This window comes from Paenibacillus sp. TAF43_2 (genome assembly GCF_052113545.1).
Taxonomy (GTDB): domain Bacteria; phylum Bacillota; class Bacilli; order Paenibacillales; family Paenibacillaceae; genus Pristimantibacillus.
This window is the reverse complement of sequence record NZ_JBFRDK010000061.1, coordinates 21,016-32,755: the sequence shown is the minus strand read 5'-3', so window position 1 is coordinate 32,755 and position 11,740 is coordinate 21,016. Positions and strand designations below refer to the sequence as shown.

Annotated in this window: 12 protein-coding genes and 1 pseudogene; 10 read left to right on the top strand and 3 right to left on the bottom strand. The window is 44.4% G+C overall.

Features of this window, described 5'->3' with window-relative positions; genetic code table 11:
• The 9 genes and pseudogenes from AB4Z17_RS15310 to AB4Z17_RS15270 all read left to right on the top strand — a co-directional run.
• Positions 1–364: pseudogene (locus AB4Z17_RS15310) on the top strand (ABC transporter substrate-binding protein); the annotation flags it as partial.
• 156 nt (positions 365–520) lie between these two features.
• On the top strand, positions 521–1,219 hold the full coding sequence (locus tag AB4Z17_RS15305; RefSeq protein WP_076267519.1) for a response regulator transcription factor: 699 nt from the start codon (positions 521–523) through the stop codon (positions 1,217–1,219).
• 66 nt (positions 1,220–1,285) lie between these two features.
• Entirely contained in the window at positions 1,286–2,629 is a 1,344-nt protein-coding gene (locus AB4Z17_RS15300; protein WP_441960631.1) for a sensor histidine kinase, read from the top strand.
• Between the two features lie 96 nt (positions 2,630–2,725).
• Entirely contained in the window at positions 2,726–3,907 is a 1,182-nt protein-coding gene (locus AB4Z17_RS15295) for a polysaccharide deacetylase family protein (RefSeq protein WP_441960629.1), read from the top strand.
• Between the two features lie 144 nt (positions 3,908–4,051).
• A complete protein-coding gene (locus tag AB4Z17_RS15290; protein ID WP_441960627.1) occupies positions 4,052–5,671 on the top strand; it encodes a copper amine oxidase N-terminal domain-containing protein in 1,620 nt (539 codons plus the stop codon).
• A gap of 45 nt (positions 5,672–5,716) precedes the next feature.
• Complete coding sequence (locus tag AB4Z17_RS15285; protein WP_441908318.1) at positions 5,717–6,064, top strand: thioredoxin family protein; 348 nt, start codon at positions 5,717–5,719, stop codon at positions 6,062–6,064.
• 156 nt (positions 6,065–6,220) lie between these two features.
• Entirely contained in the window at positions 6,221–7,150 is a 930-nt protein-coding gene (locus tag AB4Z17_RS15280) for a COX15/CtaA family protein (RefSeq protein ID WP_441960625.1), read from the top strand.
• A 61-nt stretch (positions 7,151–7,211) separates the two neighbouring features.
• On the top strand, positions 7,212–7,928 hold the full coding sequence (locus AB4Z17_RS15275) for a Cthe_2314 family HEPN domain-containing protein (RefSeq protein WP_339204464.1): 717 nt from the start codon (positions 7,212–7,214) through the stop codon (positions 7,926–7,928).
• 19 nt (positions 7,929–7,947) lie between these two features.
• A complete protein-coding gene (locus tag AB4Z17_RS15270; protein ID WP_076267524.1) occupies positions 7,948–8,730 on the top strand; it encodes an SDR family oxidoreductase in 783 nt (260 codons plus the stop codon).
• 117 nt (positions 8,731–8,847) lie between these two features.
• Here AB4Z17_RS15270 and AB4Z17_RS15265 read toward each other — a convergent pair whose 3' ends face one another.
• Positions 8,848–9,093, bottom strand: a complete 246-nt coding sequence (locus tag AB4Z17_RS15265; RefSeq protein ID WP_054026871.1) for a NifU family protein — start codon at positions 9,091–9,093, stop codon at positions 8,848–8,850.
• Positions 9,094–9,179: 86 nt separating this feature from the next.
• Between AB4Z17_RS15265 and AB4Z17_RS15260 the strand changes: the two genes are divergently transcribed.
• Positions 9,180–9,452 (top strand): YuzB family protein, encoded by a 273-nt coding sequence (locus AB4Z17_RS15260; RefSeq protein WP_076267525.1) that lies wholly within the window; start codon positions 9,180–9,182, stop codon positions 9,450–9,452.
• 9 nt (positions 9,453–9,461) lie between these two features.
• Here the strand turns inward: AB4Z17_RS15260 and AB4Z17_RS15255 are convergent, their stop codons facing one another.
• The gene (locus AB4Z17_RS15255) at positions 9,462–10,529 is read right to left on the bottom strand and encodes an NAD(P)/FAD-dependent oxidoreductase (protein WP_441960623.1); all 1,068 of its coding nucleotides are present in this window, start codon (positions 10,527–10,529) and stop codon (positions 9,462–9,464) included.
• A gap of 62 nt (positions 10,530–10,591) precedes the next feature.
• Entirely contained in the window at positions 10,592–11,695 is a 1,104-nt protein-coding gene (mqnE, locus tag AB4Z17_RS15250) for an aminofutalosine synthase MqnE (protein WP_076267527.1), read from the bottom strand.
• Between the last annotated feature and the right edge of the window lie 45 nt (positions 11,696–11,740).

Genomic DNA, 11,740 nt, shown 5'->3' with positions numbered 1-11,740 from the left:
GTATGTGACAAGCGATGATTATGCAAGAGTAAAATCCAAGTCGAACAACTACAATGGTTTGCCGGTTCGCACCAAATATATTACGGATGTTGAAGGGCATAATTATGCTGCATTCTATGAACTAAAGCCAAGCGCTTTTAATGGCTACAAAAATTTTGACAAGCTGCCTGACACCTTCTATGGGGAATTCGCAACGGCGGTTAAGGAAGAGATTAAAAAGGTGAAGGAAGACACACAGGATTTAAACGCGGCACTTAGTATATTGCAGGTTAAAGGCCAAGAAATGCTTGCTAAAGAAGATGCTGAACGGCCGAATGACGCAGTTAAAGGTGAAAACAGCGAAGCATCATCCAAAATGGAGTAAGGAATCAAACATAAAGGGGAGCTTGCTTACGCCTTCAAGCGAAGTCTGCTCCTTTTTTTATTTGCGGCGCCACTCTTTAACATATATAAATGAACCGATGGATACAGATCATGTTATATTTAATGAGTAGCACACCGCAGGAGGGAGTACAGAGAGATGAATAGAGAAACGATACTTATGGTAGATGATGAGAAGGAAATATTAAGCCTAATGGAAATTTATTTTAAAAATGAAGGATTTACGATGCTAAAGGCATCCAATGGGCTTGAAGCGCTGGAGAAGCTTAATACGCATAAGGTGGATCTTATTATACTTGATGTGATGATGCCTGTTATGGACGGTCTTGAAGCATGCATGAAAATTCGGGAGCAAAACCATATTCCGATTATTATGCTGTCCGCCAAATCGCAGGATATTGATAAAATATCGGGTCTTAGCCTCGGGGCGGACGAATATGTCACGAAGCCATTCAGCCCGCTGGTACTGCTTGCCAGTGTCAAATCGCATATCCGCAGAGCGAAGCAATTTCATTCGAAAGCGAGTCATAATGACAATGAAATCATCATCGATGATCTTATTATAAATACAGCTACGCACACGGTAACCGTTGATCGGCAGGAAATTAAACTAACGCCTCGTGAATTTTCTATTCTTAATTTGCTGGCTGTCAATCGCGGTATTGTCCTCAGTATGGACAAAATATATGAGAACGCTTGGAACGAGCCTTTTATGGAATCCAAAAACACCGTTATGGTTCACATCCGTAAAATTCGAGAGAAAATTGAGAAGGATGCCCAAAATCCGAGATTTATCAAAACCGTTTGGGGAATAGGCTATAAAATGGATGCGCTATAGGCATCGTGTGAACCACGTCTTCCACCTGCCTATTTAGATGCAAACCTCGCAAATGAAGGTGCTGAAATGATGAAGAAAAAGAACAAATTCAACTTAAAGGCAGCTGCAGCAAGTTTAGGAGCAGCGGTGCTGTTTGCTGTGATTGGCTGGTTGCTGCTGTGGTTTATGTTAGATATAAACCCATACGACAAGACAATCAAATGGGCAATTGAGAACATCGGATCAACGCCAATCGCAGCTGCTGCGGGTTTATTGATCTTTGTAATTTGCTACAGGAAGCTTGACCAGCGTGGGGAGAGTGATAAACCGAAAGGCTATAAGTTTTTCCGTACCATTCGCTTATCCTTTATCATTGCTTTCTTGCAAAGCTTAGGTCTTATGTTATGCTGCGTCATTGCAGGGCATTTGCTTGCCTATTTTCTTATACAATACACATCGTATAATCGTACATTAATTTGGATCGTAAACAATATTGGTTCTGCCCCTGTCATTGCTATTTTTGGATGTCTGCTTTTTCTAGCGTTATTTTTCTGGACAAGCAGGAACATGATTAACTATTTGAAGGAAATACGATTTGGCCTGCAGCAGCTGGGTGCTGGGGAGCTTGATTATGTTATTCCTGTCAAAGCGTCGGATGAGCTTGGAGAAATTGCAAGCAGCATAAATGGACTAGGGAAGCAATTCAATCAGCTGCTGCAGGATGAGCGAAATGCCGAGAAATCAAAAAATGATTTAATTACGGGTGTATCTCATGATCTGCGCACACCGCTTACGTCCATTTTAGGATTCCTTGAGCTGATCGATCAGGATCGGTATCAGGATGAGGTAGAGCTCAGATACTTCGTTAACATCGCCTATGAGAAATCGAAGCATCTGAAACGATTGATCGATGATCTGTTTGAATACACAAAGCTAAACAACGGCATGCCGCTCGAGCTTGATGAACTAGACATTGTCGGCTTCGCACTTCAGCTTACGGAGGAGTTCGTTCCAAGCCTAGAGAAGGTCAAGATGACCTGCAATATTCAAACAAAGGAAAACACATTGTTCATTATGGCGGACGGGAATATGCTGGCGCGCGCCTTCGATAATTTAATGACGAACGCCATTCAATATGGCAGCTCAGGCAAAATTATCGATTTGCAGATCGAGAATATAGAGGATCGAGCTGTCATTCGAGTTATTAATTACGGCGAGCAGATTCCGGCACAGGATGTTCCTTTTATTTTCGACCGCTTCTACCGTGTTGACCGATCAAGATCTTCTGAATCGGGGTCTGGAGGAACGGGCCTTGGACTCGCGATTACTAAAAGTATTATCGAAGCGCAAAATGGACGAATATCGGTTAGCAGTTCCACTAAGGAAACGATATTCGAGATGAGCTTCCCGCTGGCGCATCTTGAAACTTAAGATTTCTTTAAGCATATGTTAAGCGGCTATAAACGCAGTCGATAAGATTTCTCCTCTACACTATCCATTAGTTGGGTAGTTGAGGGGGAAATCATAATGGATCAAAAGAAAAAAGCAGCGCTAGCAATCGTCATTGCTGTCGCTATGATGGTTGGATGGCTGCTGGCAGGATGTTCTAATGAGAACAAGGTAAACAGCGTTCAATTGATAGTAAATGGTACAAAGCTAGAGGGCGAGGCGCCTGCTATGATTCAAAACGACCGCTTGATGGTGTCGGCGCAATATTTGGAGCAAGCTTTTGACAAGCAGTTTGATTTATTCAATATGTCTTCCAGTAAAAAGAGTGTTTATTATTCAGAGCAGGTCGCCGTTCTTATGTATCATGATATCGCAATAAAACCTCAGTCTGATGGCATTATTGCTGTGGAGCGGTTTAAAAAACAAATGCAGCTTGTGAAGCAAACCGGCTTTCAAGTTATTACTATTGAACAATATATTAACTTCATGCAAGGAAAAGGCCATGTGCCGGACAACGCGCTGTTGATTACATTTGATGACGGCTATGAAAGCTTTTATAGGCTTGCTTATCCGATTCTGAAGGAATACGGTTATCCTGCTGTCAACTTTGTAATCGTCTCGTCGATCGATGACCGTTCGAAGCCGGGAACGCCAAAGCTGACTTGGGATCAGATGAGGGAAATGCAGCAAGCGGGAATGAGCTTTATGAGCCACACCTTTGATATGCATCGTTATGGAGCTGTGAACGAACACGGTAATGAAGCGCCTGTCATGTCCAAGCTTAATTATGATAAACAAAAGAAAAAGATGGAAACAAAGGCGGAGTACGTTGAACGGTTGAAAAAAGATTTGCTTAGGGCTGAGGATCGGCTGAAGAGTGAACTCGGCAATAAGGTGAGTGCACTTGCGTTTCCATATGGTGCTTATAATGAAGCTGTTTTGGAGCTGACAAAAGCGGTAGGTATACCTATTACGTTTACGACGAAAGAAGGCATTAACTCTAAGTTGCATCACAATGGTTTCCGAATCAATGGGGCAAGAGCAGGTGAAACCGAAGAAGAGCTTATGCATAAGCTGATGGGCAGTCGCTCTGCTAAACTGTTTATTGACGAGAAAGAGGTCCCTGACATCCATTTCTCCGAGAAATCCGGTACTGAGGTGCAAATGATTGCGTTGCGAGACATTGCAAATTATTATGACTGGAAAATCAATTGGCATCGTGAAACAAAGCAAGTGGAAATCCAAACAAAACAGTCGTAATGATTGCTTGTAAAAGGCTTGAAAATTCGACAAAACTAGTGCTTTCCATACATTTACAACAAATAGAGTCTCCTGTACAATGAGTAGAGTTTGTGAATAACAATAACCTGCTTATTGATGTTCGATAACAAAGGAGACGAGTGGATGAAATCATTTTTTGCAAGACCAAGCAAGCTATTGATTCTTTTATTAGCTTTAACACTTATTTTCGTTGCCGGTTGTCAAGCGGTTTCCAATCTTGATTTTAATACGGCGCTCAAAAACTCGCTTAAAGTTACTTCAAGTGAAAGCAAGCAATCGCTAGAATTTAAGCTTTTGCTAGATGAGGAAGCCTATGAAGGTGCTCCTGAAGAGGAACTTGCCATTATGAAGCTGGTTTCCAATATGAAGCTTCAACTGGATCATGTTAAAGCGCAGGACAGCTCAAATATCTCCATGGATGGAAGCCTTGTTTTTGGAGAAACGGCAAGCATTAAATTTTCATTGAAAATGTCTGACAAACTTGCTGTGATGGAGCTTGAGGGAGCAAAGCATCCTTTTGTGCTTGATCTGACGAGCGAGGGTTTGCTTGGTTTGACAGGGGTATCAGATTTGACGGGCTTGCCAGCGGGAGCAGCATCTGCTGAAGCTCCGGCAGTTGATGAAGCGGCGCTAACTGCGCTTGGTCACCAGATGCTGGATACCATTGGCTCGTATGTTATACATAACCTGCCAAATCCAGAACGAATTGAAGTGAAGCCAGTAAATGAATCCATTAATGGTTCACCGACTTCATTGATGAAAGTGCATGTTGACCTCGATGGTCCTGAAATTTGGGCATGGGTGAAAAAATATGTTGATGCACTTGTTGCTGATCGTGTTGGTTTAGACAAGATGATAACAGGGGTATTTGAGATTCTTCAGAGCAATCCAAATGTATGGGCAGTTGCAGGTACGATTAACCCATTTGAAGGCAGCGGATTAGATGCCGAGGATCCTAAGGAAGCGATCAAGGAAGCAACGGACGCTATCGCTCTTCTCTTAACGGAGCTGCAGGGCGAGCTGAAGCTGCTTGAGGAAGAGCCGGATGAAACATTAGATGAAATTTTCAGCAAGGACTTAACCATCAAAGCAGATGTTTATTTCGATAATAAGCTAGATATTCGGAAGCAAGCGTATGAGCTTTCTTATGTTCCAACTGTGGACCTAGAATACGGTATTTTGCCGGTTAAAGGGCTGACAATCAAGGTTGAGAGCGAAACTTGGAATGTAAACGGCGCTGTAAAGGCAGATGCGCCTGTAGCATCCAAGACGGATATTTCTGTAGATAAGCTTCTTGGCATGCAAGGTTATCAGGTATTGAAGCAATTTGATGAAAAATCATTTGCTTATGATTTATTGAAAAATAAATTGCATATCGGCAAGCARCACATCACATGGTATCCTTCTGATTATTATAATCCAGTCATTTTGACTGCCGACAATATTACAATTATTCCTCTCCGTGATACGGTTGAGCAGTTGGGTGCTACCCTGGTGTATGACGCAAAAACGAAAAGCTTAAAAGTTAATGATGGAGCTACAAATACGACCATTGTTCTAAAAAATGGCAGCGATACAGTCGTCGTTAACGGTAAAAATGTAAAATGGGCGTTCCCGGTAACCGTAATTAACGGTACGACTTATGTTCCAGCGCGTAATTTGGCTGCAGCATTAAAAGCAAAGATTGGCTGGGTCGACATGGGCGATGACATGAGAATATTTACGCTGGATCGGGAAGTCTAAGCAACATAAGATCATGTTAAATACAACGATGTGCAGAGGTGCGAGATGAAAAAGTTAACGACAGATGAGGCTTTCCGCGAAGCAGTGGCAAGCGAAGGGCTCACGATTGCAGTATTTAAGACGACTTGGTGCAAGGATTGCCATTTTATCGATCCGTTTATGCCGGATTTAGAACGTCATTATGAGGGCAAGGCTACTTTCATCGAGCTGGATCGCGACGATCTACCTGATCTTTGCTCCGAACTGAACATACTGGGCATACCGAGCTTTATCGCTTTCCGTGAAAGCAAGGAGCTAGTTAGATTCGTTAGCAAGCTGCGCAAATCACGCGAGGAAATCGAGGAATTCGTCGATCGTGCCATCCAAGTCAGCGATGCGCTGGCTCATAAGTAATCGTTAGTCCGCGCCTTAGAGAATTCATTCTCTCAGCGCGGGCTTTCCTTTTTTTCAGTGCTTCTACTTGAAGTGTCACATTTTCAACATGGCTTTTGCCTTTTTTTATGGCTATAATTGAACTGTTATTAAAACATGAAATAAGGTGATTTTATTATGGTAACCGGGCGTTTTCGCGCGTTAGCTCTCGCTGCGTGCATCGGAATGCTTCTTGTACTGCTCGGCGGAGCATTAGTGACGAATACGGATTCTGGACGAGGCTGCGGTGATGACTGGCCTTTGTGTCATGGCAAATTTATTCCTGCTTATACAATTGAATCCATGATTGAATATTCACATCGGCTTGTGACAGGTTTTGAAGGTCTTCTTGTCCTCGCTACTGCCGTTGCAATGTTCCGTAAATTTAGGCAAAACCGAAAAAGCTACAAAGAGCCACTTTTTTATGCTGGCGGTGCATTGTTATTCACAATCATCCAAGCGTTAATGGGGGCGGCCGCCGTCATGTGGCCTCAATCGCCACCTATTATGGCCATACATTTTGGTATTTCATTAATCGCTTTTGCAGCAACACTGCTGTTAGTCATTTGGACGTTCAGAGCGAAAGACGGACCGCCAGTGGATTTTAAAGTACCGCGTTCTATTTTCCCTCGCGTCCTGCTTACCGCTATCTTTTGTTACGTTGTTGTATATTTGGGAGCATTCATTCGGCATACGGAGTCTGGCGGCGGATGTCTGGGCTGGCCGCTCTGTAACGGTGAAGTGATTCCAGAGATTAGCGGAGCAACAGGAGCTGTATTTATCCACCGTGTGGCTGCTTTGCTGCTTGGTATCAGCCTTGCAGGATTGTATCTCCATATTCGTAAGGTCAGCCATGGCGGAGCTGGATTAACGAAGCCTGCTGCGTGGACGCTCGGACTTGTCATTACTCAAATTTTCAGCGGCGCGCTTTTGACAGCTACGATTACAAACTCAGAGTGGTTTCTGTTCACCAATTTATTGCACAATCTGATTGTAACTGGATTGTTTGGATTATTAATGGACATATTAATTCGTTCATGGCGCCTCAGAGAAGGGCGCAAAGGATAGAAAAAGCATTTGAAATGACAAAAATCAGCTGTAATCAGGTTAATGTAGAAGGGACTGTTCGATGATGCTGCGTTTCCTGTTTGATGAACCCTTAAGAAAAGCGGAAGGAACCCTTGCAGAAACGTATCGTTTCATGGATCAGTTCATCTCCATTTTGTCCAAAAAAATGGCTGAGAACGGAGCTGACGTTCAAAAGCTTCGCAAATATGAGATTTGGACGCTTGGACTTCGTTCTTCATTGGACGAGCTAGAGCAAAGCCATTATGTCGCCCTTCATTTTCAACATAAAATTACTTCCTCCTCTCTCAAACAAATGACAGATGAGGAACGTATCCATTATAATCGTTATATCTACTTTGATAAAAACGCTTTTATCCGTGTATTTTCTTTGCTGGATAAGCTCGGTACGTTCCTTAATGAGCTGCTCGATATGAGAACGGAGCGGATCAAGCCGCATTTTTCCTATTTCACCGTTTTGCGCAACATGCGGGAGAAGAAAGCTCATCCAGGGCTTACTTGGAAGCTGAATGATGTGAAGGAGAAATACAAGGAATCAACAACAAGGATGCGCAAGCGCAGAAATACCGAGATTCATTTTATGAACTCGGAGATGCAGGATGATCTTATTCAAAGCAGCCGTATGTACGGTGAAGAGATCAAGCTGGAAAATGTAGCGGAGCAATCCGCTGATTTGACGCAGGGTCTATATTTAGCGATGGAATCGCTGCTGCTCACGTATCAATACGCATGCGGATTGATGCGAAACAAGCAACCATAATCCCGAGGGGGGAAAACTCGTGGGACTCAAAGGGAAAACAGCATTAGTAACAGGCAGCGCTAAGGGACTCGGCAAACGAACGGCGCTCCAGCTTGCTGAGCAAGGCTGCAATGTTGTCATTAACTACTACGAGAGCGAGCTGGAAGCACAGCAGGTAAAGGCACAGATCGAGCAGCTTGGTGTAAAGGCAATTACCGTGCAAGCTGATATTGCTACGACTGAGGGCGTTGAGCGGCTTGCTGACGAGGCTGAGCGCTCGTTTGGCGGCGTTGATATATTGGTCAACAACGCAGGCCCATTTGTCCGCAAGCGGCGTCTATTCAGCGAATATGATGAAGAGACTATTATTAGACTGCTCCACGGCAATTTGTTAGGCGTTATGCTGCTGGATCATCGCCTGCTGCCTGGCATGCGAGAGCGCAAATGGGGACGTATCGTTCACTTTGGCTTCGGACATGCAGGAGAAGCGCGGGCTTGGCCGCATCGAGCGGTATATGCCGCAGCGAAGACAGGACTTGTCTCGTTTACGAAGTCGTTAGCAGTCGAAGAAGCACCGCATGGCATTACCGTTAATTTAATTGGGCCTGGAGATATCCGGGGCGTCAACAAGGAACGATCTATTGCCGAGGTTGAGGAAGACTACGATAAAGAATCACCGATCGGTCGTCCAGGTACTGGCGAGGATGTAGCGCGCGTGGTGCTGTTTCTATGTGACCGGCAATCGAATTTCTTAACGGGCAATGTAATTGATGTCACGGGCGGCTTTGATCCAATCGTCGCCAATATTAAAGGGATGTTCTGATCTTATAGGATTAAAAAAAGAGTCTTATCGTTAAGCTTCGGAGCTAGCTCCTATGCTGTCGATAAGACTCTTCATCATTTGTCATGCCTAGAGCAATCATGATTCGTTCTTATATTTTTAGAATACTTGAACGACTTCGATTACACCTTCAACTTCTTCAAGAAGTGCGCGTTCGATACCCGCTTTAAGCGTGATCGTCGAGCTTGGGCAGCTTCCGCATGCACCCATTAGGCGAAGCTTGATGATGCCGCCTTCAACATCGACTAGTTCAACATCGCCGCCGTCGCGCTGCAAAAACGGACGAAGCTTATCGAGTACGTCCAATACTTCATCGTACATCGTGTCTTGTACTTGTTCACTCATTGCAATCATCTCCTTTCTCCCCTATTATAGTACAAAGTGAAGCAATTGAAAATGGATAGTAACTTAGTAAAGTTAGGTGAGGCCTCATGTTTAAAACAATGATTGAGTTTTGTGCCAGTAATATGCACCACGGCACTGATCGTATAATGCAATTATTTGAGCAAAATGATGAATACGAAGTAACCGAATATGGCTGCTTAGGCAACTGCGGCGAATGTTATTTAAACCCATTTGCGTTAGTTGAGGGTGCAATCGTATCCGCAGACTCAGTAGACGAGCTGCACGACAATATTTTGAAAGCTATTGAGCAGCAAAAGGCAGATCAAGATGCGCTGGATAAGCTGCTCGATGATTTGTAATACGTTGTACTAGCCAAGGTGACGTTTAGATCTCCAAAGCACTCCACTCTTAACAAGGCGTGGCACACGGCCCATAATCGCGGTTCCGCCCATCAAGCCGAAGCCGCTTTTTTTGCCGAGTGAACCGAGAACGCCTTTTAGCTTGATTTTGCCAAGACGAGGTGTCTTATCATGCCAGATAGCCTGCAGTACCTCGGCAATTTGCTTGCCTTGGGCACCTGCGGCTTGACCGCTTGGCGAGAGCGGCAGTGCTGCGCAGTCACCAACGATAAATACATCGGTATGATCCGGCAATTGATGATACTCATTAATGATAAGTCTGCCTTGATTATCCTTCGGCAATTCCATTCGCTGCACGAGCGGTACAGGCTGGATGCCTGCTGTCCATACCGTTACGTCTGTATAAATAGGTGTTGGTGAATTGCCATCATGCAAAATGCCGCCTTCGACTTTTGTARGTCCGACATGGCCGCGCATTTCAACATGATGCTCTCCGAACCATTCCGCTACAAAGGATTGCAGCTTGCTCGGGAAAGCCGAAAGCACCTTAGGCCCGCGATCCAAAATACGAATGTTAAGATCAGGACGACTCTCGCGCAGTTCCGCTGCAACCTCGACACCGCTTAGCCCGCCGCCTACAATGGACACTTGGCCATAAGGTTTAACGTCATTGAGCTGAGCGTAGGTTTGTCTAGCGGCTGAGAAGGTCTGAATGCTCGTAGAATACTGCTCAGCGCCTTCAATCCCATGATATTTGTCCGTACAACCTAGGCCGATAACAAGCCATTCATATTCCATCGATTCTTGGCCTTCGATATGAACAAGCTTCAGCTCCATATCCACATCGGTGACCTCGCCGTAAGCGAGTGATATTCTTGGATCAACCGGAAACTTTACGCGAAGCTCCAGGTCTGAGACGGTTCCAGCTGCAAGCGCGTAATATTCCGTTTTTAAGCCTTGAAAAGGCATTCGGTCAATCAGTACGATGGAAACATCGATCGGCAACTGTTTTTCTAAGAGCTCGTTAGCTATGGCAAGACCGCCATAACCTCCGCCCAAAATAATAAGTTTTCTCATATGATTTCCAACTCCACGTTTCTTGATGATGGTCTATTTTGTGCGTTCGTGTTGTAGATTACTCACTCGTAAACTTTAATTTCATTGTAAAAAGTATCGCGTTCCACCGGAATTCGTCCTGCGCCTTTAATAAGCCAAATGAGATCTTCGCGTGTTATGCCTTCAGGAGTTAGGGCACCTGCAGCATGGCTGATCTTTTCCTTCACAATCGTGCCATGCGCATCCGATGCTCCCATCGTTAATGCAACTTGAGTAAGCTGTACACCAATGTTAATAAAGTAAGCTTTAATATGCTGGAAGTTGTCGAGCATCAAACGGCTGATTGCAATCGTCTTAAGATCCTCGAATGCTGAATTACGTCTGCGAATGCCAGCTCTTGGATTAATCGGCTGCATGGAAAGCGGAATAAATACTTGGAAGCCGTTTGTTTCGTCTTGAAGATCACGAATATGCATCATGTGGCGGATGCGGTCTTCTTTCGTTTCAATTGAACCATACAGCATGGTTGTGTGCGTGCGCAGGCCTAGTTCATGGGCAGTCCGGTGAACCTGCAAATATTGGGTAACATCGGCTTTGTCTACACGCATTTTTTTGCGGTAATGATCTGATAATATTTCTGCGCCTCCGCCTGTTAGCGACTTCAGGCCGGCTTTCATGAGCTCCTCAAGCACCTCGCGGTAAGTCAAGCCGCTGATCCGGGAGAAAAAGTCAATCTCCGCTGCTGTATAAGCCTTAAGAGTTACGTCGGGATAACGCTCATTTAATGCTTTCAAAGAATCTACATAATATTGGAAAGGAACATTCGGATTATGACCGCCTACGATATGGAATTCCCGAACGCCAGGGTGGAAATGCTGTTCTACATATTCAATCATTTGCTCGCCGCTAAGCGTGTAGGAGCCTTCCTCGCCTTCATCCTTGCGGAAGTTGCAAAATGCACAATGGGCTTCACATACGTTCGTAAAGTAAAGACTCATGTTCTCAATAAAATAAACCTTCTTGCCGTTTTTGCGCAGGGCAACTTCATTTGCGAGCTGTCCAATTGTAAGCAGATCGTCTGATTGATATAAGAAAACACCATCTTCAAGCGTTAAACGCTGCCCATGACGCACTTTTTCAATAATGTGCTGCATCTTTGTATCCTCTGTCGGTATTATAACGTTCATGGCTAAGCCTCCTGATTTAAGTAGTTTGTGAAAAAAATAACTTTC

Excerpts from the sequence above, each read along its gene's own strand:
- AB4Z17_RS15295 (WP_441960629.1), top strand. The coding sequence starts at position 2,726 with ATGGATCAAAAGAAAAAAGCAGCGCTAGCAATCGTCATTGCTGTCGCT.
- AB4Z17_RS15275 (WP_339204464.1), top strand. The coding sequence starts at position 7,212 with ATGATGCTGCGTTTCCTGTTTGATGAACCCTTAAGAAAAGCGGAAGGA.
- AB4Z17_RS15260 (WP_076267525.1), top strand. The coding sequence starts at position 9,180 with ATGTTTAAAACAATGATTGAGTTTTGTGCCAGTAATATGCACCACGGC.
- AB4Z17_RS15305 (WP_076267519.1), top strand. The coding sequence starts at position 521 with ATGAATAGAGAAACGATACTTATGGTAGATGATGAGAAGGAAATATTA.
- AB4Z17_RS15265 (WP_054026871.1), bottom strand. The coding sequence starts at position 9,093 with ATGAGTGAACAAGTACAAGACACGATGTACGATGAAGTATTGGACGTA.
- mqnE (WP_076267527.1), bottom strand. The coding sequence starts at position 11,695 with ATGAACGTTATAATACCGACAGAGGATACAAAGATGCAGCACATTATT.
- AB4Z17_RS15280 (WP_441960625.1), top strand. The coding sequence starts at position 6,221 with ATGGTAACCGGGCGTTTTCGCGCGTTAGCTCTCGCTGCGTGCATCGGA.
- AB4Z17_RS15285 (WP_441908318.1), top strand. The coding sequence starts at position 5,717 with ATGAAAAAGTTAACGACAGATGAGGCTTTCCGCGAAGCAGTGGCAAGC.
- AB4Z17_RS15300 (WP_441960631.1), top strand. The coding sequence starts at position 1,286 with ATGATGAAGAAAAAGAACAAATTCAACTTAAAGGCAGCTGCAGCAAGT.